At 41.3% G+C, this 22559-nt stretch carries 16 protein-coding genes; 6 read left to right on the top strand and 10 right to left on the bottom strand.

All coding sequences use genetic code 11. The features are described 5' to 3' along the window. Window positions 1–624: 624 nt before the first annotated feature. Together IPO83_04480 and IPO83_04475 are read right to left on the bottom strand one after the other, a co-directional pair. Window positions 625–2586, bottom strand: coding sequence for a T9SS type A sorting domain-containing protein (locus IPO83_04480; GenBank protein MBK9730537.1), 1962 nt, complete (start codon window positions 2584–2586; stop codon window positions 625–627). 30 nt (window positions 2587–2616) lie between these two features. Next, window positions 2617–4551: a T9SS type A sorting domain-containing protein gene (locus tag IPO83_04475; GenBank protein MBK9730536.1), complete on the bottom strand. Its 1935-nt coding sequence runs from the start codon at window positions 4549–4551 to the stop codon at window positions 2617–2619. 486 nt (window positions 4552–5037) lie between these two features. On the opposite strand from IPO83_04475, the gene IPO83_04470 reads away from it, so the two are divergent. From IPO83_04470 to IPO83_04455, 4 genes are all read left to right on the top strand, one after another. After that, window positions 5038–7509 carry a hypothetical protein gene (locus IPO83_04470; protein MBK9730535.1) on the top strand — a complete coding sequence of 824 codons (2472 nt, stop codon included), beginning with the start codon at window positions 5038–5040 and terminating at the stop codon, window positions 7507–7509. 377 nt (window positions 7510–7886) lie between these two features. Next, window positions 7887–9227, top strand: a complete 1341-nt coding sequence (locus IPO83_04465; protein ID MBK9730534.1) for an alpha,alpha-trehalase — start codon at window positions 7887–7889, stop codon at window positions 9225–9227. 805 nt (window positions 9228–10032) lie between these two features. After that, a complete protein-coding gene (locus tag IPO83_04460) occupies window positions 10033–11100 on the top strand; it encodes an NAD(P)-dependent alcohol dehydrogenase (protein ID MBK9730533.1) in 1068 nt (355 codons plus the stop codon). A 26-nt stretch (window positions 11101–11126) separates the two neighbouring features. Continuing rightward, entirely contained in the window at window positions 11127–11555 is a 429-nt protein-coding gene (locus IPO83_04455) for a cupin domain-containing protein (GenBank protein ID MBK9730532.1), read from the top strand. 45 nt (window positions 11556–11600) lie between these two features. Here IPO83_04455 and IPO83_04450 read toward each other — a convergent pair whose 3' ends face one another. Beyond that, window positions 11601–11705 (bottom strand): T9SS type A sorting domain-containing protein, encoded by a 105-nt coding sequence (locus IPO83_04450; protein ID MBK9730531.1) that lies wholly within the window; start codon window positions 11703–11705, stop codon window positions 11601–11603. 39 nt (window positions 11706–11744) lie between these two features. Next, a complete protein-coding gene (locus IPO83_04445; GenBank protein MBK9730530.1) occupies window positions 11745–12140 on the bottom strand; it encodes a VOC family protein in 396 nt (131 codons plus the stop codon). A gap of 107 nt (window positions 12141–12247) precedes the next feature. Here IPO83_04445 and IPO83_04440 point away from each other — a divergent pair, with 107 nt between their 5' ends. Beyond that, a complete protein-coding gene (locus IPO83_04440) occupies window positions 12248–12445 on the top strand; it encodes a hypothetical protein (GenBank protein ID MBK9730529.1) in 198 nt (65 codons plus the stop codon). Window positions 12446–12449: 4 nt separating this feature from the next. On the opposite strand, the gene IPO83_04435 is transcribed toward IPO83_04440, so the two are convergent. Beyond that, a complete protein-coding gene (locus IPO83_04435; protein ID MBK9730528.1) occupies window positions 12450–14132 on the bottom strand; it encodes a sulfatase-like hydrolase/transferase in 1683 nt (560 codons plus the stop codon). Between the two features lie 330 nt (window positions 14133–14462). Between IPO83_04435 and IPO83_04430 the strand changes: the two genes are divergently transcribed. Then, window positions 14463–15737 carry a pentapeptide repeat-containing protein gene (locus tag IPO83_04430; protein ID MBK9730527.1) on the top strand — a complete coding sequence of 425 codons (1275 nt, stop codon included), beginning with the start codon at window positions 14463–14465 and terminating at the stop codon, window positions 15735–15737. Between the two features lie 900 nt (window positions 15738–16637). Here the strand turns inward: IPO83_04430 and IPO83_04425 are convergent. The 5 genes from IPO83_04425 to IPO83_04405 all read right to left on the bottom strand — a co-directional run bounded on the left by IPO83_04425 (window position 16638) and on the right by IPO83_04405 (window position 22280). After that, the gene (locus IPO83_04425) at window positions 16638–17570 is read right to left on the bottom strand and encodes a hypothetical protein (GenBank protein MBK9730526.1); all 933 of its coding nucleotides are present in this window, start codon (window positions 17568–17570) and stop codon (window positions 16638–16640) included. 69 nt (window positions 17571–17639) lie between these two features. Beyond that, a complete protein-coding gene (locus IPO83_04420; protein ID MBK9730525.1) occupies window positions 17640–19136 on the bottom strand; it encodes a glycoside hydrolase family 28 protein in 1497 nt (498 codons plus the stop codon). Between the two features lie 18 nt (window positions 19137–19154). Further along, window positions 19155–19475 (bottom strand): DUF5615 family PIN-like protein, encoded by a 321-nt coding sequence (locus IPO83_04415; protein ID MBK9730524.1) that lies wholly within the window; start codon window positions 19473–19475, stop codon window positions 19155–19157. Beyond that, entirely contained in the window at window positions 19456–19695 is a 240-nt protein-coding gene (locus tag IPO83_04410) for a DUF433 domain-containing protein (protein ID MBK9730523.1), read from the bottom strand. Before IPO83_04410 ends, IPO83_04415 begins: the two co-directional genes overlap by 20 nt. Window positions 19696–20276: 581 nt before the next feature. Further along, a complete protein-coding gene (locus IPO83_04405; GenBank protein ID MBK9730522.1) occupies window positions 20277–22280 on the bottom strand; it encodes a hypothetical protein in 2004 nt (667 codons plus the stop codon). Window positions 22281–22559: the final 279 nt, after the last annotated feature.

Raw genomic sequence — 22559 nt, 5'->3', positions numbered from 1 at the left:
TGGAACATATTTAATGACAACTTAGAGGTAGCATTGCTGCTTTATAACAAAAGCAATGTCACGCTGAGCGCAAACTATTTTCAAATCGGGTTCTTTAAGAATGACATTGCTATTTCCACTTGTAATAAAGATTTTCTGTTTCACTTTCTCAACCGGGAAATTACAATAGCGCAAAGAATTTCAGTGTGTGAGGTCTTCCTGAGCTTGTCGAAGGGCGGCGGAGGAATTGAAGCTAATTTAATGCGAGCCTGGCGCGGCACTGTTTCGACAGGCTCACCATGACCTCACGCACCGTACCATTATTGCGTTGATTTTGCTTTTACGGAAACGTTTACTTAAGGGAAAATGACCCATTCCAGATCTATTGAAAATCGGTTAATTAGGAAGTGTGTCATTAGCAGCAGAGCCGAAATGCGACATTGCTTTTGTTGAAGTGTTCCGCAAATAAAAATGTCGTTCTTCGACTCCGATCAGCATGACATTTTTTTTGCTCCTTGTCAATACAGACACTCAATCATTAGCATAAATTTAATTGCTCAAGGTTTCGAACACTTATGATTAAAAAAAATCCCGGCCAGCGCAGTAGCATATCCGGACCAATTAGATGCAACGGAGAAGACGTTTTTATTTTCGGAGATTAATTTTAATCGTGTGCACCCGATCGCCAATGGTCACTTTCGCTAAATACATTCCGCCTGCTGTTGAAGGACTCAATTGAATTTCTTTTTGCAGTTTCCCTTTTTCAACCATTGCTTTTTCCGCATATACTATTTGACCAAGCAAACCGATCACTTCGATTTTTGCAACTGAATTTTCTTCATCACCCAATTCAAGAGACAACATGAACGAACCACCAGTAGGATTTGGAAAAACAAAAAACGCAGGAACACCATCCGACATTGAAGGGATACCTACACCAAATACTTCGTCAATCTCTCCATCGCAATCGTCATCCATGTAATTTTCGGGAATTTCAATGGAGCCGGGATAGGTGTAAGGATCGGTATCATTACAATCAGTACTGTCCATTGTATATCCTTCAGGATATGAAGAGGCAATTGCTACCTGGCTTACACCTGCATTTCCGTAACCATCACTATCGGCATCAGCATAAAAAAGCACGGAATCATTGCACGTGTAAAGTTTTACAATCCAGTAATCCTCAAGCCCGTGATTTCCTGAAATATCGCCATCATCAGATACTGCTTCTCCGGCAACGATCAATCCACCATCAGCTGTTTGCTGAATTGAATACGCGATCTCATAATTGCCTCCGCCCAAACACTTTTTCCATTGGATATTCCCGCTGCCGCTAAGTTTTATAATCCAGTAATCATCGTCACCGTGACCTCCTGAAATATCACCATCATTGGGTGGGTAGGTATACAAATCTCCGGTATATCCTGCTCCGGCAACAATAAATCCGGCATCGGAGGTTTGCTGAATTGAATATGCCTCATCCCAAATGCTTCCCCCTAAACATTTTTGCCAGTCAATTTCACCGGAGTCATTGAGTTTTACCACCCAGTAATCGGGATAGTTCGGGTTATAATAGTCGTAGTACCCACTATTGTTTCCTGAAACATCGCCATCGTTGGACTGGGTGTAACCGGCAACGATATATCCGCCTTCAATGGTTTGTTGAATAGATAATGCATTCTCATCATAACTTCCACCCAAACACTTCTGCCATTGAATGTTGCCGGAGCCATCAAGTTTTACGACCCAGTAATCGGAATAATACCCTTCATAATAGTCACTGTACACGCTATTGTTTCCTGAAACATCGCCATCGTTGGACTTTGTGAAACCGGCAACGATAAATCCACCGTCTGACGTTTGCTGAATAGATGATGCTTCATCGAAACTACTTCCTCCCAAACATTTTTGCCAAGCGACAACTCCAGTGCTGCCCAGCTTTACAATCCAATAATCTACACTACCGTGATTTCCTGAAACATCACCATCAAATGAATTGGTAGCTCCCGCAATGATAAACCCACCATCTGTGGTTTGCTGAACTGAATTAGTAACATCATAGTCGCTTCCTCCCAAAGATTTCTGCCACTCGATTGTTCCGATGCTGTCAAGCTTTACGATCCAACAATCATAAAAACCATGATTTCCTGAAACATCGCCGTTATTCGAAACAGAATATCCTGCAACAATAAATCCTTTGTCAGTAGTTTGTTGAATGGAGTTGGCAAAATCATAACTGCTTCCACCTAAACATTTTTGCCAATCCATGTCTCCGTAGCTATCAAGTTTTACAACCCAGTAATCAGATCCACCATGGTTTCCGGAAACATCTCCATCCGTAGACTCCGTATGACCCGCAACGATAAATCCACCATCAGTCGTTTGTTGAATTGACTTTGCTATATCATGCCAGGTACCACCCAAACATTTTTGCCATTCAATGGAAGAAGGACCTTGCGCACGAAGACAACAGTTGAAAAAAATGATGAAGAAACATATCAGTCCGGTGCTTTTTATCAGTGCATTTGCAGGTGATAAATAAGAGGAGTGCAGTCCTGTAGAGCAATTTTTATTCATAGTACCAGCATTATAAAGTGAAATTTTCATAATAAAAAGATGAAGGAAATGAAAGGTTTTTTATTTCGTGAGATGAATTTTAGTAGTATGCACTTCATCGCCGGTTGTCACTTTCACTAAATACATTCCTCTTGCTGTTGAAGGACTCAATTGAATTTCTTTTTGCAGTTTCCCTTTTTCAACCGCTGCTTTTTCTGTATACACTATTTGACCAAGTAAGCCGATCACTTCGATCTTTGCATCTGCATTGTCTTCCTCATTCAATTGAAGCGTCAGCTTAAACAAACCACCGGTAGGATTTGGAAAAACAAAAAATACAGGAACATCATCAGCAATGGAAGAAATACCTACACCAAATACTTCGTCAATCACTCCATCGCAATCATCATCCATGTAATTTTCGGGAATTTCAATTGAGCCAGGAAAGGTGTAAGGATCGGTATCATTACAATCAGTACTGTCCATAGTATATCCTTCAGGATATGAACAGGCAATTGTTACCTGGCTTACACCTGCATTTCCATAACCATCACCATCGGCATCAGCGTAAAACAACACGGAATCATTGCATGTGTAGAGTTTTACGATCCAGTAATGCGTGGGACCGTCATTTCCCGAAACATCACCATCTTCAGACGCTGTTTCTCCGGCAATGATCAATCCACCGTCAGCGGTCTGCTGAATTGAATAAGCATACTCATAAAGGCCTCCACCCAAACATTGTTTCCATTGGATATTTCCGGTGCCGCTAAGTTTTACAATCCAATAATCATCATCACCCTTACCTCCTGAAATATCGCCATCGTTGGGGGGATTGGTAAATGCATTTCCGGTATACGCTGTTCCGGCAACGATGTATCCGCCTTCCATGGTTTGCTGAATAGAAAATGCATAATCATCATAGCTTCCACCTAAACATTTTTGCCACTCAATGTCTCCGGAGTCATTGAGTTTTACTACCCAGTAGTCACTATACATGTAATAAAAGTCGTAGTAGGTGTACCCGCTATTGTTTCCCGAAACTTCGCCATCGTTTGACCCGGTGGAACCGGCAACGATGTATCCCCCTTCCATGGTTTGCTGAATAGAAAATGCATACTCATCATAGCTTCCACCCAAACATTTCTGCCATTCAATGTTTCCGGCGCTATCAAGTTTTACGATCCAGTAATCGGAATAATATCCATCATAATAGTCGCTGTATGCACTATTGTTTCCCGAAACATTACCATCATTTGAACTGGTGTAACCGGCAACGATAAAGCCACCGTCTGAGGTTTGTTGAACTGATTGTGCGACATCATAGTCGCTTCCACCCAAACACTTCTGCCATTCAATATTTCCGGACCCATCAAGTTTTACGACCCAATAATCACCAGAACCATGATTTCCTGAAACATCACCAATCGTGGACCCTGTCTCTCCGGCAACGATAAACCCACCATCCGAGGTTTGCTGAATTGAATGAGCGGCATCATACTTACTTCCACCCAAACATTTCTGCCACTCCATTGTTCCAGTGCTGTCAAGCTTTACGATCCAATAATCATAATCTCCATGATTTCCTGAAACGTCACCGTCATTCGAACTTGAATATCCCGCAACAATAAATCCTTTATCCGTGGTTTGCTGAACAGAATGGGCAAATTCATAATAGCTTCCTCCCAAACATTTTTGCCACTCCATAACTCCATAGCTGTCTAGTTTTACAACCCAGTAATCAGATCCACCATGGTTCCCGGAAATATCTCCATCGGTAGACTCAGTATAGCCTGCAACGATAAACCCACCATCAGAAGTTTGTTGAACTGATTTCGCTATTTCATACCAGCTGCCTCCCAAACATTTTTGCCATTCAATGGAAGAAGGGCTTTGCGCGCGAAGACAACAGTTGAAAAAAATGATGATAAAGCAGATTAGCCCGGTGCTTTTTATCAGCACACTTTTATTTGATACGTAAGAAAGACGGAATTCCAAAGCACGATTATTATTCATGATGAAGGCAGTAAAGTAATTCAAAAGTTATTTGCTTCCATGTTGTGTTCTGCATTTGAGGCACATATTTCAAACAGGGATCAATTTTTATAGCATATTCTAAGTTTTTTCAGTTTCTGTTTGCAATGATTCATCTGCGGAATTTTTAAAAGTAAAAAAATTAAAAAGCATTTGGCGGTTATGCACTATCCAAATTATGAAAACCACCATTGCAAGCACGAGGGATACGACACAGCTCACTAATAGCAACTCGCTCTCAGCTAAAAAAAAGGATTGGAATTTTAAAGTATTTAAAGAAAGATAATAAAAAAAAGCAATAATTTTTAAATTGTGTGAAATTCATGTCGCTTTTCTTTTCGGCATAGGCATGTTGAGAAACCTGAAAGGTCAATAATCGCAATGCATTTTTCTTAGCAAACCTTTAATCCAATTCTTCAAAAAAGTAATAGGGAATTCGTATTATTATAGTTTCAAATACCGCTCCCAATGAGTCCCAACCTCCTCAAATGGATCAAAAGAATTTCAATTGCTGCTCTAGTGCTGATCATCGCTTTCCTGGTGACAGGATATATTTTATTGGTCACTCATAAAAAAGAAATACATGCCCTGATCACCAACACTTTTGATGATAAAATGAGTGGCCATTTGGTGATGCAGGATATGGACTATACCGTCTTTGAGCGCTTTCCCCATTTTACCATTTGCATCGGGCATATTTTTGTTACTGATTCAGCTTCAGCAATAAGAGGAGATACGGTGTTCACCGCAGGAAAAATTTCCATCGGCGTAAACCTGTTGCGCCTTTTTACAGGAGCCATCCAATTCAATTCGATCAGGATTTCCGATGCTTCCATCTATATGGTAAAAGATTCCAGCGGACAAATGAATATACCGAAAGCCCGTCAAGCTCCACCCGCAACACAGGAGAAGAAAGAGGTGAATATTCCGGGAATCACAACCATCATCCTGGAAAACGTTTCCTTTCATATGACCGATTCACTTAAAGGAAAGAAGTTCGGACTCACATTCAAAAAAGCAGAATTTAAAACAGTGGCCGGGAATGCTCCTATGTCATACCAACTGGATGCTTCCATTCATTTCGATGGACTCGTATTCAATCCTTTAAAGGGCGGTTATCTCACTGACCAGGATATCAAACTGAATACTTATGTCGGGTTTGATCCGGACAATGCTTTGTTATCGGTAAAAGATGGGTTGCTGAATCTTAAGAATGAAATTTTGCTCATCAACATCAATATGAATTTTAAGGAGAAGACCATGCACATGACCTTTAGTGCAAGCAGCATAATCCCTGCAGTAGCATTTGGTGCTTTAACACCGGCCATCCAGGAGAAGCTTAAACCATTCCAGTTGGAAAAGCCTGTGATTGCTTATGTAGTGGTTGATGGATTTATCACACCCGGAAGCAAGCCCGCAGTCGATGTCTATTTCAAGTCTACGGGGAATAAACTCAATGCCGGGATACGATCATTCGACAACCTCTACTTGTTGGGTTGGTTCACCTCTCACATGGACAGCACACAAATCAATGATGACCATAATTCAAGGGTCAGGATTCCTGCTTTCAACGGCACCTATTTCGGATTACCAATCAAGGCGTCAGTTACGGTCACTGATCTCAAGGAGCCGGTGATGGGGATGCAGGCACATCTCAGTTATGATAAAGCAAAACAGGGGGAAGTGACTACACCCAACCTGAAGTTTCTTGATGGTGCGTTTGATGTCCGATATACATTTAACGGGCCCCTTACCAATTTTATTGACTCGGTGAATAAGGTTACGATAGGCGATCTCTATGGCTCTGCGGTATTCAGGAATACTGATTTCAACAGCATAACAAGCGGGTATGAATTCAGAGACGTAGACGGCAATATTAACTTCAAAAAACCGGACCTTTGGATTGAATCCCTCAGCATGCGGATGAATGGAAATAAGATGACGATGACAGGATCCACGAAATATTTTATCGCATTTCTTTTGATACCGGGAGTGAAAGCTTACGCTACCCTCGACCTGACTGCCGATACCATAGACTTTAATGCATTCCAACAACCTCCTTCAGCGCGCAAGGAGCAGAAAGAGGTTGCCACCGAATCGAAGAAGGCCGACATTCCCGACCTGGTGAACTGGATCTCCACAAGTGTTGAATTGAACATGAATGTATCGGCGAAGAAAGTGATTGTGAATCGTTTTTCCGGAACAGCGATCAAAGCAAACCTGGTGCTCGCCAATAACAGCCTGCAGGTAAATGAAGCGGCGATGAACACCAGCGGAGGTAATTTCCTGCTTAACCTGTCCATCGACAATCTCTCAGGCAGTCAACATGCCCTCAACGCGAAAACAACTATCAAAGATGTGAGCATGAGCGATCTCCTGTATTCCTTCAACAATTTCAATCAATCCACCATTACAGATCAAAACATTTCAGGAACCCTCTCTACGAATGCTTCGTTTGCGGCAACTATTGATCAAAATTACCAGGTCATCGGCTCGTCCATGAAAGGCTCAGTAAGAACAAGGGTGAAGAACGGTCAACTGAAAAATGTAGATGGGCTTGACAAAGTCAGCAATTATATTTTTAAGAACCGTGATTTCAACAACATTGATTTTGCTGACATTGATAACCGTTCAAGACTCGAAGGAACTGTATTTGATATTGATACACTCAACATCTTTTCTTCTGTACTCACGCTGTTCATCACGGGCATTTATGATTTCAATAAAACAACTACAGACATGCTCATCACCGTTCCACTCATCAACCTGAAAAAAATGGATGCAACAGAACGCCTTGCACTCACTGATTCGGCGGCAAAAAAAGGAGGAAGTTTAGTGTTGCGCGCCACACATTCAAATGATGGGGATCTGAAAGTGATGCCGGTGATTCTCGGGAAAGACAAGAAAAAAGAAGAAGAACCGAAACCCACCAAGAAATAAACTCGAGTAAAAAAACAAAAATCAATTGCACTAAAACAAGGAGCAGGAGGTCATGGTGAGTGGTTGAGAAGACCTCACAGAGGCCTTTCACTGACCTTATGGTGACCTTATAGAGACTGTACTTCACACCAAAGACATGCTAACCTCAGGTTGATCCTGTATTTAATCTATGCCATAGCTGGGGTTTCAGCATCCGGGTTTCCTTTGTCATGTAACTTCCCAGGAAGGTAAGATGGAGCCGGTATCAATGAGCATCCATACTATGGAGTCTTCACGAAAAGCTTCCAGGAAAATTAACACGGTCATCATTCATTGGATCACCGTTAGTTCATGCAAATAATAACATCCTAAATTTGCCAAAACTCCACAAAACAACAATGACCAAACAGGTGCTCAACCGAAGAAAATTCCTGGGCTTTGCAACTGCCGCAGGCTCGCTGTTTTTTCCTTTTAGTATTCCTGTTTTTGGTGATGCCATTCTTCCACAGGATCCCGTTTTGGATTACATCAGGGATTCGATCGGGAAAACATTGCGGCCATCCTCTGAGGTGGATTCATTGGGGAAAAGCATTCCACTTCCGCATGCCTTCAATGTGCCGTGCATCAGTGTTCATTTTCAAAATTTGTTTTACTACGATACTTACTTCCTGAATCGAGGGTTGATTGCACTTGGTGATATTACACAAGCAGAAAACAATGTGAACAATGTGCTTTTCCTTGTCGATCGGCTTGGATTCGTGCCCAACAGCAATCGTATCGATATGACCAACCGCTCACAGCCTCCCTATCTGTGCATGATGGTGAAAGACATTTATGATGCTACCGGAAATAAGGAATGGCTGAAAACTGCCTACCCGCTTATCAGCAAAGAATATGATTTCTGGATAACAAAAAGAAGCACGACTTACGGATTATCACGTCATCACCATGATGCTACACCTGCGTACCTGGCTGATTTTTATGAGCACCTGAAAAAAGTCCGGTTACCATTGAATGCAACAGATGCTGAAGAAAAAATTTCTATTGCAGGTCATCGCCTGGCGGAGGCTGAAGCAGGTTATGATTTTACGCCGAGGTTCGACGGCCGTTGTTCTGATTTTATTCCTGTTGATCTGAACAGTAATCTTTATTTGTACGAAGTAACGATGTCCGGTTTTGCTACAATACTGGAAAATGGGGAAAGCAAATTATGGATGGACAGAGCGGCGAAAAGAAAGCAACTGATGGATGATCTCTTATGGAATGAAGAGCGTGGATTATATCTTGATTACGATATGAAAAATGAACGGCCTTCGGAAATGACTTCGTTTGCAACTTTTCAACCGTTATGGGTTGGATGCGCTTCAACTGCTCAGGCTAAGCAAGTGAAAGAACATTTAAAACAATATGAATTCGCACACGGTGTGGTGCCTTGTGAAGCAGCCATCCATGATTTCATCTACCAGTGGGATTATCCGAATACCTGGCCGCCTCATTCATTGATCCTTTCCGAAGCACTCTCCAACTACAACTTTAAAGAAGATGCAAAACGCATTCGTTCGAAATATGTGAACACTGTGTATGCTGCGTTTAAATCAACAGGCACTTTGTGGGAGAAATATAATGCTGTGGAAGGAAATGTAAATGTGAAAGAGGAATATAAAACGCCGCCTATGATCGGATGGACAGCGGGGATTTATGCGCAAATGCGGATTGTAAAGAAGACGAGGTTAGGGTAGTACGCCATTTAATTGATACTCATTTTCATAAAATAGTTTCAGACTTTCTGCCTGACTAATTTGAAAGTGGTTGCAAGAAATTAACTTTGAAAAAATGAAAGGATTACTTCTAATATGCATATCGTTTCTGTTTTTCTGCAATTGCAATTCCCGGAACAGTAACAGTGGCATTAAAACATTAACTGATTCAACTTTTGAAAAAGTTCACTCCGAATTTGTAACCAATATCAATTTTCCGGAAGGTTATAAATTTATCACTGGTGTTGACTCTGATTTTATCAGAATAACAATTCTCGACCTCGACAAAAAAAATTGCTCGAAGTTTTATAAGGACAATAACTTTAAGCTAATTCATGATACATTTCCTCAGAAACTTGCGTGTATGAATTATCTTGACAGCGCTTACAGACATCTTCCAGACAACAAAAATCTGGTAATAAGAAGTGATACAAATAATAGAACATACTGGACATATTTGCTTGACACAACCACATGCAGGCTTTATTGTCATATTAGTTTTCCAGATTATGATGGATACACTAAATGAATTATGAGAAATGAATTCAAACGAGAGGAGCGTCTACCGCGAACCTCACAGATGCTGTACCAAAGAATCGCTGCACTTCTAAATCAATTTTTGCTGTTGTCTGTGTTTTCGCCGACAATAGATTAATATAGCGCTGGCAGGTGAAAACGCTACTAACAAAGTTTAACGCTGCCATTGCTCTTTCGTTTTTTGTAAATATTTAATTTGACAGCCTCGATTAAAGCGTGGATAAAACTTAAACAAAAAAAGCAGAATGTTATGGAAGCCAGGAACATCAAAGCATTTGGAACGGAGGCGGCAGACGCTCTTCTACAACCATTAAGAATTAATCGCAGAAAACCTACCGCACACGATGTGGAGATCGACATCTTGTTTTGTGGTGTTTGTCATTCCGATCTTCATACCGCACGAAATGAATGGCATGGCACGATCTATCCATGTGTTCCCGGTCATGAAATAGTGGGCAGAATTGTAAAGGTTGGCGAAGATGTTAAGAAATTTAAAGTGGGAGATGCTGTTGCAGTGGGTTGTCTCGTTGATAGCTGCCGTGAATGTGAGTATTGCAAAGATGGATTGGAACAATATTGTGAAAACGGTAATACAGGAACCTACAATTCACCTGATAAATATTTGAATACGCAAACCTATGGCGGGTATTCCGAAAGCATTGTGGTGGATGAAAATTTTGTGTTACGGATACCGGAAAATCTTGATCTCGCCGCCACAGCTCCATTGCTGTGTGCAGGCATCACTACTTATTCTCCACTGAAACATTGGAACATTGGCCCCGGCAAAATAGTAGGTGTTGTTGGTATTGGTGGCCTGGGTCACATGGGTGTTAAGCTTGCTAAAGCGATGGGTGCACATGTTATAGTATTCACTACTTCACCTTCAAAAGTTGAAGATGCAAAACGGCTGGGGGCTGATGAAGTAGTGCTTTCAAAAGATAAAGCACAAATGAAGCGATACACACGCAAGCTTCATTTTGTGCTCGATGCAGTTTCCGCTGAGCACAACATAGATATGTATCTCAAACTCTTAAGAGTAGATGGAACCCTGGCATTGGTGGGGGCGCCGGAAAATCCTCTTTCGGTAGCTGCATTCAGTCTTATCCCCTACCGCAGAAACTTCGCAGGATCAACTATTGGCGGCATTGCTGAAACGCAGGAGATGCTCGACTTCTGTGGCAAGCACAATATCGTATCAGACATAGAGATGATCAACATCCGGGAAATCAATACAGCATATGAACGTTTGCTGAAAGGCGATGTCAAATATCGTTTTGTGATTGATATGGCATCTTTAAAAAAAGCAAATGCTGGTTAAAGTATCTTACAATAAATAAGACGGCAATGAACAATTCAGAAAATGAAAATGCAATATTCCCAAAAGGTGAACACGCTCCAACAGCCTATTTTACCGGCACTACCTGGTTGAATATTTTAGTTCCGAAAGATGAAACAGGAAGTTACACCATCGGTAACGTGGTCTTTGAAGCAGGCAGCAGAAACAACTGGCATACGCATCCGGCAGGTCAAATTTTATTGATCATTGAGGGTAACGGATATTATCAGGAACGAGGGAAACCAGCAAGGTCACTTGTGAAAGGTGATGTTGTAGTTATTCCATCTAATGTTGAACACTGGCATGGAGCAACTAACAAAAGCAGCTTAACGCATCTTGCTATCACCAATAATTCAAAAGACGGTGGAGTTAAGTGGTTAGCTCCTGTAACCGACGAAGAATACAATAGTGTTCATGCTGATTCTTCGATGAAGTAATACTTGCTAAAACTCGTGTTGAAAATGAAGTTCCTCGTTAGTGCTTCATAACCTGATCGCAATTTTTTTCGTCACGGTTTCATTCTTTGTTTTTAAAGTGATTAAATATAAGCCGGAATGATGCGACTGATTGATGTCGTTATCAACCAGTCGCTGAGATCAATAGAGATGCACTACAAAACTTCGCGGTCACATAGGCATCGCTTGCAGGATGCTGACACGGTTTCCCTCAGAGTCCGTGAACACTACCCAATGACCGATGCCCGGAATCTCCATGGGTTCGCCTACAATCTTTCCGCCTGCATCTGTAATATTTTTCATCGCCGCATTGATGTCATCCACAGCTATAACTACCGAAGTACCTGACCCGGGCGCATCACTTTTTTTGAAGAAACCTCCGTTGATAGTGCCAGGAGTTTTTACCATCCTGTTTTCATCGGTTTCGGCCGTGCCTGCTGTAATATAATCTCCCATTTCAGGTCCAGTGGTTTGCATGTTCCAACCGAAGGCCTGTGAATAAAATTTCTGGAGACGCTCGCTGTCATCATAAGGCATTTCAAAGTGTACTACGGGATTTGATTTCATGATTTTGATTTTCGTTAGGTGAACTTTGACCAAAATTTCAATTTCCTTTTCAATTGGCAAAATAAATTTGTGTTAAGAGTGGTGATGAAAAATGAAACTGGTGGGCAATGCTTTCATCCGGCGAAGATTCTATGGATGATCACGAAGACTTGTTTGAGACAGGTGAGGATTCTTTTAACAATTTTCATCGGTGTTTCTACCGAACACTGATTCAGTTAATGCTGGTTGGTGAAAAACACCCACCACAGGTTGAGAAAGCAATAGAAAAAATTTGCAGCACAGCATCAATGGAGGAAGAACCCTGATTCGCTAATTCTTCCAAAATGATTTTACTATCCGGTTACTTCCCTGAAATAGGACCATCAGGTACATGCCGGAAGGAAAATGCGCCAGGTTTATGTTTTCATACTGCGTTGAAGTTTCAAAGGTATGGTCGTATACAACCTGGCCCATCAGGTTGATTATGGTTACAGTTGTTTGACTATTAATATCAACGGAAATATTCAAAGATTCCTTTTCCGGATCAGCGATCACCTGCATTGGTATAATATCATCTGCCGTGAAGTAATCAATAGTATTAGGGTTGCATTTCACAAGGGAGCACTCCTCAATTTTATTATCATTTTGTAATGTATCAAAGTACTGCTGCTTTAATTCGGTGAGCTTCGCACGCAAATAATTCAATGCATTCTGGTAGTCAGGTTTCATCACCAGGTTTGTGGTTTCTAACGGATCGGTATTCAGATCATACAATTCTTCGGTGAGGTGATCACACTGATTCTTCACATACTTAAAATCATTGGTAATAACACCACGAATCGAAGGCCGGAAACTATCTTCGATATCTTCGCAGGTTCCAACCGCTAGCTTAATATTCTCAAACAGGAAAGCATTACGTTGTACCTCTCCTGCTATTTGTTTTTGAAATGAAATGCCCTGCGTGGGGTATTGATCCGGGTCGATCTTGGCGGCTTCCAGAATGGTAGGCATGATATCAATATTCAGGGTAAAGAAATTATCAACGACCGTATTAGGCTGGTACCAAGCCGGATAACGGATGAACAAGGGTAAATGAATGGAAGGATCAAATGCCTTGCCTTTACCTATCAGCATATGTTCACCGTAGATGGCACCATTGTCAGAGGTAAAGATGATCATCGTGTTATTCAACAGGTTTCTTTCTTCCAGGATACTGAAGACATTTGTAACATTATCCTCCACCGCCAGGATTCCGGAAAAATAATTCTGAAGGTCTTTCTCAACCTGCATTTCGCTATCATAAATACTACTGGAGTCCGAATACAAATATGATGGATACCATGCACTGAATGGAAAGAAATTTTCTGGTACGGGCATATCAATTCCAGCAAAGATTCCTTCATATTGCGGCAAGGGCACTACCGGACGATGTGGAGATGGATGTCCTATTGTAACAAAGAAAGGAGTATCGACCTCGCTCAAGTACTTCTGAACGGTGTCGTAGATAATAGTTTCTACATGACCACTCTTAAACTGTTTGGTGTCATTGAAATAGAAGGTCGGATCCACATAGTCAATATGTCGTGAAGTAACAAACCAATAGTCCCATCCAAGCTGCTTCTTGGTATTAATGTGGTATTTACCAATCATCCCTGTATGATATCCCGCGCTGTCAAGTACCTGTGCCAGCGTCTTGATGCCCGGTTGAATAAATGTGCAATTATCCACGGCACCATTGCTATGTGGATATAAACCGGTCATCATTGCTGCTCTAGCCGGAATACAAAGCGGGTACACACAAAAATAGTTATCGAATCGTGCACCTTCATTGGCAATCTTATTAATAGATGGTGTATTCAGAAAATCCGGACCACCTGTAACATTGAATGCATCATAGCGCAGGTCATCAGCAATGATAAGGATGATATTCGGTCGTGTGGTGGGACCTTGAGCTGAAGTACAAAAGGTATAAAGCAAACACATGAAGCAAAACAAAACAGTTCCTGTTTTCATAAGCATGGCGTATCTTGAACCTAAGCAGGTCAAATGTCGCATCCAGGAAGATGTAAAACATCACAGAATTCTGGTATATAATGTTTACCGGAATTCAGGGAGCGAGAAAACTAACAATAGTTGTGAGTCGTGAGTAAATAGTCATTAGCGGATTTGCCGCTAGTTGTGTTCTCAAGCTGACCATAAATTAAAAAATAATGAGTTAGAAAGAAGATGCAGACTAAAAAAAACCAATGCTACAAGTTCAGGACAACAGTCTTCTTAAAGCTCTGCTTAAAGGATGCGAAAAATCATCACCTCCGGCAGGTTTCGAATTACTAATTTGACGGCATGAAAGCGATTATAAAACTTCTCATCGGCATCATCCTCGGCGTTGTAGTTGGATGGTTCATCGGCTTTCTTCGGCTGCCGTATATAGAAATGAATCATTCTTTTATTTTAGGTTTCATCGCTTGCGTGGTAGTCGTTTTACTGATACTCCTGCTGTTAATGGCCTGGAATAATAATTCAGCACTTCTTCGATTGATTAATAAAACTCCGTCCTATAATGCTTCAAAAACTGTAAGCCGTACGTATCGCATCATCCGGATTTTGATTGCCACCATTATTGTTGCAGGAGGGGTACTCAGCAGTTTTTTGATTTACAAGCAGAGCAATTATTTTAAAACGCAAATGCAAAACCAGGATAGAAAGATCCGGGAGCAGTCGGCGCTGATTGAATCCATACGAAAAGGCAACATGGTTTTTTTGATGAGTAACATCCTGAATAATGTGGAGGAAGAATTAAAAAATTCTCGAACACTGAGTGACGTTGTCATTGCAAGAATTGCAGCGCTCAGTTTTTCTTTCAAGCCCTATAAATATTTCCAGGGTGACAGCCTGTCAGCGAAAGAACTGAGCCCTGAAAGAGGTCAACTAATGATGGCCTTGCTGTTGATGAAAATGGATTCAGGTTCTTTTGCCCGCATTAAGCAGATGACATCCTTTGCCTCGGCAGATTTAAGAGGAGCAAGTTTGAAGCATGCTGACCTGAGTGGTGCAAATTTGAAGCATGCTGATTTGAAAGATGCAGATCTGGGTGAAGCAAATCTGAATAATGCAAATCTGTGGAGTGCAAATTTGTGGGGTGCAAATTTGGATAAGGCTAATCTAAGCGGAGCGGATTTGAAAAGATCGGACCTGCGGTGGGCGGCATTAAATGGAACCCATTTGAATTACGCAGATTTGAATGGCGCGCAATTGTCGAGTGCCCAACTGGTAAAAGCTGATGTGCTGAATGCCTTTGTTCAATATGCCGATTTGGAAGGCGCCATCTTAAGTGAAGCTAACTTAGCAGGAGTGAATTTCCTGGGGGCAGGCATGAGAAAAATAAATTTGAACAACGCTAATCTGACAAGGACTGATTTAAGAATGACCGATTTGAATGATGCTACTTTACTCGGAACGGAATTGAATAAAGCATTGGTCGATTCAAATTGGATGGACAAAATCGATGAGTGGCGATTAACCGGATCAAAAGAAATTCAGGACAATTATACTGTTGTAACCGATTCATTAGACCAGTGGAAACACAAGGTTTACCACCTGAGCAAAATTGAAAAATGAGGAATGCATTTTCAAAAATGAATATAAGCTATCTCAAAATTATGTATATCAATCCATCCCGAATGAGTCGTATCATTGTTCATTCCTTTGATAGTCACATCGACACTTTCTTCTGGTAGCTGAGTTCATTATTGAGCTATAAAATTTACAGTAACGATCAATATTTTACCGTGACGAGCGAAGAAAAAATGTCATGCTGAGCGCAAACTATTTTATATCGAGTTCTTTGAGAATGACACTTTTAACACATCTTCAAAATTAATTGATCAAACCAAATGTCATTAGCAATGCATCGTCCAATCAACGCATGTCCAATCAAAGCGTCATCCCGAATTTATTTCGGGATCTCCAATAAGTAGAAACGATGTCACTATGAATCTAAAAACTGCAACTCAAAAAAACAATCCAGGCCTTTGGATACGAAGTTCAAATTGGATGGGATGCCGAAATAAATTCGGCATGACAGCCCCGTAGCGAGAAACGCTCTATCAACCCTTCATCAAGAATCAACCATCGTCCAATGGTCGCCTCATCACAAGTACAAACTATTTTGCAAATCGATTTCTTTCAAACTCCCTCTTTTTTCACATCCAGAAAATCAAATGATTAAACTATGTGTCATTAGCAGCGGAGTCGAAGCATGATATTTTTTGGAACTGCTCAAAAAAATTGTCATCATTCGACTCCCCTCACGATGACAATTTTTTTCCTCTCATCACTACTGGTAATTTATCGATATAAATTTGGTTGCTCAAGGTTTTGAACACTTTTGCCGCGAAGCCACCATTTGTTGTAGAAAGAATTGTCGTATACCTTCGGCCGCAAGTCATGGTTGGGCGAAACAGGTTTCCTGATATGACAGAAAAAAGAATTGGTGAGTCGCCTCTAATAATTTTTGAACTACTTGCTATTTATCACCGCATTAATCTTCCTTGAAAATTTAATCACCTGCTCATCTTCAGGCCTGAAAGGTTTAAAGCCAATCTGAAACGCCCAGCTATAATAATCCTGCAGATCATTCAGATAGTCCGCCATTAATTCAGGTGTCCAGTATGTTTTCCTGTTGATTGAATATTTCTTCGCAAGCTGCTTACCAACTTCCTGTCCCCACTCATTATTGATGATGTCTACATAATTGTCAACCGGCCCTTCCGCCAAATCATTGATTTCTTTGGCTGAAAATTTTCCGAGTATCAATTCCGGATGATGGTATCGCTCATGTGTGTCACCGACAAAATCAGCCAGCTCTTCGGAAAAGCACGACGTGATAAATGCCTGCGCCGTCATGTGATTAAAGGTGTTGAGATAACCTTTTTCAGTGGAGTCTTTCGGATTTTTGAAAGCGATGTCCGTAGTATTAATATTCCGAACCATCGTTTGAGCGAGGTTAAAAAAAGCTACATCACCTTCTCCGAATAAATTAGGTCTCACACGTGCCAGCAGAAAAACGCTCTCGAGATCTTTTCTGTTACTCACAGCATAAGGTGAATGGAAAATAATACCAAGGCGATCGAAGAAATCGCCATCTTTTGCCTCAGCGATATCACCCTGACTTATCCCGGACTCCAATACACTGATCACCTCCATTCCATCACTACAGTGCTTTATATAGACCTTTGAATTTCCATGAATCGTACTGTCGGTGTCATCGTTATCATTTACATATTTAATTTGAATGACTGATTTCAATTCATCGAAAGAGCTAAACCTGGTACCGAGTAAAGCTCCTTTTACGGTGCTATAGATGGCGTCGGTAAGTGGAACTGAAGCATTAATATTTGTTGAAGTGTCACAGACACAACTGACTTCGTCGCCGGTGGTATGTTGTTTCATCCGGCTGCAGTTTGCACACCAAAGCGACAAAAGCAATATTAAAAGCCGATTCATATTCATTGTACGCATCTACAATCTCTGCACAGCTTGTTCATTATCAATTTTCACATCTTCTGTTTTATGCAAAATAAAATGCATGGGTTTATTATCTCCGTTTATGATCACTGACTCAATATTCAAATTACGAACATCATCAAATACCATTGCCGGCCGATAATCCGGTGCGGCAATGCTGAGCTTAATATTCTTCATCGTCAAACCATCCATGTGCCGCACGTAAAAACCCCAGGCAGGTAATTCGCCAAACATAGAAAACTCCGGATAGCCATCTATCTTCTCCGGCACAGCATCCAATCGTGAAAGGGGCATGTTGGCTAAACCATTGTTGCCTCTTCCCGGAAAACTGATTTCAATGTTCTCCAATTTTACATTTTCTACACGATGACCTGGAATTCCTGTAATGGATGAAGGTATTGTATTGTGAAAGAATGGCAAAGCGGGTCCGCGAATTTCATAAGCATCATCCGGACGACCGAATGCTATCTCCACCTTTATGTTCTTCAGCGTAACATTTTTCAAAGTCCCGGCGTTGGTTGTCGGGTTTCTGTCGCCGAGCCGGATAAAGATTGCATTCCCGGTATTCACTGCATCAATATTTTGTATCAATACATTTTCCAGTGTTCCTCCGTCAACACACTCAATGGCTATTGCAGACCTGAAGGTGTCATAGATCCTGATGTGTTCAATCGTTATATCTTTAAATCCGCCATGCGACCTTGTGCCGAATTTAATGGCGCTGGCACTTGAGCGCACTGTGCAGTTGGCGATATAAATACTGTCACAAGAATAATCCGCTGAGTGTGACTTCAGGCAAATGCCGTCATCGGAAGCATTCACATTACAATTCGTGATACGCACGTTGCGGCAATCCTGTATGTCAATGCCATCATTGTTCCAGTAGGCATCGCTGTTTACTGTAACGCTGTCAAGAATAATATTGGAGCATTGATCATAAGTCTGTACCCAACAGGCTGCATTCAGCAGCGTCACATTGCTGACTTTGATATTTTTACATCTTTCAAACTCGATGAGTTGAGGCCGCACCAAATACGATGGTCTACCTTCTTCGAAATTATAACTCGCACTGTCGAGCTTGCCGGCATAAAACAGACTGTCAATATTCAGTGCCAAACGGCGTCCCTGTCCATCGATTTGTCCTTTGCCTGTAATGGCGATATTGCTTTGACTGTCTGCCAATATCAGCGCTATCCACCGGTTTAGTTTACGATAATGATCAGGGTTGGTACTTCCAAGCAACACAGCTTTATTCAGTAAATGCAATTCAACACCTGATTTCAAAATGATGCTGCCGGTTAAAAAAATTCCTTCGGGGATTATTACCCGTCCACTTGCATTTTTTGATGCCGCATCAATGGCAGATTGAATTGCGGATGTGTTTAGTGTTTTTCCATCGGGCACTGCACCAAAATCGAGAATGTTGTAATCGTGAGCAGTAAGGACATATACGTTGAGGATAAGAAAAAAGAATAGAATTAAAATGCGCATCGATATTAGGTAGATGAATTATGGAATGATGATCAACCCTCCTGCTAATTTCTTTTTCAGTTCCCTCAAAATGTTTGGAACTAAAATCTTTATTGCAGGATAAGTATTTTGCTTTACATCAAGCAACATAACAACAATGGAATATTTTTTCAGGTTTTGTTGATGACGAAGGTTTTTATCAGAGGTAAGAAACACCCCAAATCCATTTTGTTCGAGTAGCTGCAGCAGTTCTCCATTCTTTTTTCCTTTCCAATTCATCTCACGGATGGAATATACTTCGTGCTGATGAAGGTCGGCTTTCAATTCTTCCGGAAGATTCTCATCGAGCAGTACTTTCATACCATTCTGAGATGTGTACTGAAGAAAGAACTGTTTCAGCAATGTCGAGCAATTGATGCACCTGCTCGCGTGTAACTGTGGGGAAACTTTTCAGGAAGTCTTCGATTGATAAACCGCTGTCGAGGTGATCGAATAATATTTGAATGGGAACGCGCGTGCTTTTGAATACAGGTGTTCCGCCAAGAATTTCAGGATCGCTGCTGATTACTTCTGTTTTCATAATTCAAAGATAATGAAAAAGGCACTTAAGAAATTCACTAAGCAGTTTCTTGCACCTGCAATCTGCCGAACGAAGTAAATCAGACACAATTACAACATAGGCTTTTCTTGTAAATAAATCTATCCGGTTTACGATGGGTGTAGTGGTTAAATAAATGTCAGTCGAATTCAGGAATTTCGTTAAACCTCTCATAAAAAAAATTGTCGCAGTTCGACTCCGCTCACTGTGACAATTTTTTTTTCACGCTCGTCCATTTAGAACATTGATCTTCACCATAAATTTAACAGCTCAAGGTTTCGAACATCTGTGATTACACATCTGCACCACTGTGAGATTAATTTTGTTGAGCAAACCCTGGAAAAAAATTCTGCCCGCGGTCGGTGTGACTCAGTCCACAACTAAAGGCCAGTCACGTATGAATTAGCAAAACTGCAGAATCAATGCCGGGCGTGAGGCTGCGATTCCCGGGCGGAGCCGTTCGGGAATCGCGATTTTTTTGGTTACTTTTTTTCTAAAAAAAAGTGACAAAAAAATGTTAGGAAGGTTTCGAACACTTATGATTCTAAATTCTCCATTCTAAATTAAAAATACATTTTCTGCTCCTCTCTCGGACGAACTACCGGGTCTTTCGGCACAAACGTGATATCAACCAATTCAATTTTACCATTCGGTGCGATTTTCAGTAGAAGCGATTGATATGGTTTGAACTCAAATTTATGATGAATGATTTTTCCATTTACGTTGATCGTGAGATCACGAAAGTCGGAATGCTCCATCAACGATTGACCTGAATAAACAGGATACTTCAGGTCTTTCGCAAATGGTTGTGCAAGGAACAAGTAGTACGTGCCATCTTTAGTAACCCTGCACCAATATTCGGGAATACTATCTCCCTGTATGAGCGGAGGATGCTGAACAACATTTTCAAATTTTTCGGAAACATTACTCAGGGAAGATAATTCTTCCAGCATCTTCGTATACTCCGGCGACTTCATGAAGCCCGGTTGTTTGGGTTGTCGCTTCATACAGACCGGCAATCCTTCTTTTGCAAATGCTAAAACTTTTTTCAGAGCACGGATATCCATGTAGTCAACATCAATGTAAAGAACAGAGAATGCTGCATCGCCAACTATCAATTTACCGTCTTGAAATTTTGCTTCTTCCAAAAAATGCCGGTTGATCCAAATTGGATGATAGCCTTCTGTTTCTTCCGGAGGATACACGTATCTCAATTCATATTCACCCCAAACCCAAACACGTTGCCGTTCCGGAGGATAGGCACCTTTCATCACACCGTCTTCATAAGGAATATACACAGCGACATCCGAGTATGCTTTTCCTTGTTGCATTAAGCCGGAGACTTTTTCGATATAGGAATTGAAGGCAGGTAATTCCGGTGTCAGGCTTCCGTTCGGTCCAAAATAAGTAGTGGCAAAAAAATCAATCGAATCAGAACCCTTAGGATTATACGGCATGCCATGATAAACATGATGATTGATTCCCTGGGCGAATAATGCATCGGCCACCATTTTAAGATCAGCAGTTTGTTCCTGTCGCAGATACGTTGCAGGAAATCCATACATGCAGGTGAAGGTTTCGCTGGATACTAATTTTTTTGAAGCGAGACAGGCTGCAGAACTCACGATCCTTCCATAGCGCGGGTTATTCAGCATCGCTTCCGTTTCAGGTATGTCGACGAGCGAATAGAGCGTCATCACATCGGCTGGTGCGCCGAGGCACTGCACTTTAGACCATGCGCCCAACTGTTTGCATTTTTCTACAAAGGGTTTGTAATAACCGCTTGTAACATAATCATCCAGATGCAACATGTAATCGTACCGAACATCAGGAAAAGAATCGAGACCGGATTTCATGTAAGGAATAATGTCGTAGCCAAATTTTTCACGAAATGTTTTTTCAAAACCCTGCGTCCAGATTTTATTGGTAGCATTCAGCTTGATCTCCCATGAATCGGTGAACAACGCGGACTTCGATCCTCTCAGTGCATTCTTCAGAGCAGGCACAAAGGGTTCGGCATAAAGCTTAAAGGCATTGCTGTCGAGATGATTAACTACCCATTGTGTATCAGGATACGTCCATGCATAAGTTAAAGCTTGTCTGAAAGCGGTATCACCATAGATCTGTGTACGGTGAGCTTGGTCTGTGTAAGTTGCAGCAATGATCCATGCACTGCCGAAAGTAAAATCGCAGGAGATCCCAATGGAATCAGCATACGATTTTGCATAAGCCACCATCTCCGACCATTCGGGACTGAGCCATTTCTGTGCAGACGTATCAATGGGATAATGGCGGTTGTATTTCTCCGCATACATTTTCTGATAGCGATACAACGGATACAGCCAGCAAATTTCCACGCCGCCAAAATTCATTTCTTTCACCCAGTCGAGCTGATGCCTGATATCCGGTTTTTTAATCTCGGTAGCGAACCACCACCATCTCACAAATGGCTTTGAACTGTTGTAATATGAAACAGGTTCAACAGCAGGTGTTGCATTTTGCTTGCAGCTATCCAGCGAGCCTATCATTATTGCAATAAGGAAAAAAATGCAGCAGTATAATTTCATTGAGCTCAAATTTAGAAAACGACTTCGGTCAAAACTTAAATTATTCCATAGTTCAACAAACAGCTAAGGCATAGTACAGGATTTAGTAACTTTATTACCACACTGAATATCTTGCTACATGATACATCATACAGCATCATTCCCACAGTTGATAAAGCAAAGTTTAATCTTCGCGGTCTTAATTGTGATTGGCTTTTCTTCAAAAGCGCAAAATGATTGGACATGGTTTCAGAACCAAAACTTTGACTGTTATGAGAACAATAATAGCATCCGTTCAAT

Source organism: Chitinophagaceae bacterium (assembly GCA_016717285.1).
Taxonomy (GTDB): domain Bacteria; phylum Bacteroidota; class Bacteroidia; order Chitinophagales; family UBA10324; genus JACCZZ01.
Note: the sequence above shows the minus strand (reverse complement) of the source record. Positions and strands in the feature narration are given on the sequence as shown.

Bases quoted from the DNA above. Each gene is read 5' to 3' on its own strand.
- IPO83_04440 (MBK9730529.1), top strand. From the start codon at position 12,248: ATGCTTTCATCCGGCGAAGATTCTATGGATGATCACGAAGACTTGTTT.
- IPO83_04460 (MBK9730533.1), top strand. From the start codon at position 10,033: ATGGAAGCCAGGAACATCAAAGCATTTGGAACGGAGGCGGCAGACGCT.
- IPO83_04430 (MBK9730527.1), top strand. From the start codon at position 14,463: ATGAAAGCGATTATAAAACTTCTCATCGGCATCATCCTCGGCGTTGTA.
- IPO83_04455 (MBK9730532.1), top strand. From the start codon at position 11,127: ATGAACAATTCAGAAAATGAAAATGCAATATTCCCAAAAGGTGAACAC.
- IPO83_04410 (MBK9730523.1), bottom strand. From the start codon at position 19,695: ATGAAAACAGAAGTAATCAGCAGCGATCCTGAAATTCTTGGCGGAACA.
- IPO83_04445 (MBK9730530.1), bottom strand. From the start codon at position 12,140: ATGAAATCAAATCCCGTAGTACACTTTGAAATGCCTTATGATGACAGC.
- IPO83_04405 (MBK9730522.1), bottom strand. From the start codon at position 22,280: ATGAAATTATACTGCTGCATTTTTTTCCTTATTGCAATAATGATAGGC.
- IPO83_04415 (MBK9730524.1), bottom strand. From the start codon at position 19,475: ATGAAAGTACTGCTCGATGAGAATCTTCCGGAAGAATTGAAAGCCGAC.
- IPO83_04435 (MBK9730528.1), bottom strand. From the start codon at position 14,132: ATGAAAACAGGAACTGTTTTGTTTTGCTTCATGTGTTTGCTTTATACC.
- IPO83_04480 (MBK9730537.1), bottom strand. From the start codon at position 2,586: ATGAAAATTTCACTTTATAATGCTGGTACTATGAATAAAAATTGCTCT.
- IPO83_04425 (MBK9730526.1), bottom strand. From the start codon at position 17,570: ATGAAACAACATACCACCGGCGACGAAGTCAGTTGTGTCTGTGACACT.
- IPO83_04475 (MBK9730536.1), bottom strand. From the start codon at position 4,551: ATGAATAATAATCGTGCTTTGGAATTCCGTCTTTCTTACGTATCAAAT.
- IPO83_04465 (MBK9730534.1), top strand. From the start codon at position 7,887: ATGACCAAACAGGTGCTCAACCGAAGAAAATTCCTGGGCTTTGCAACT.
- IPO83_04470 (MBK9730535.1), top strand. From the start codon at position 5,038: ATGAGTCCCAACCTCCTCAAATGGATCAAAAGAATTTCAATTGCTGCT.
- IPO83_04420 (MBK9730525.1), bottom strand. From the start codon at position 19,136: ATGCGCATTTTAATTCTATTCTTTTTTCTTATCCTCAACGTATATGTC.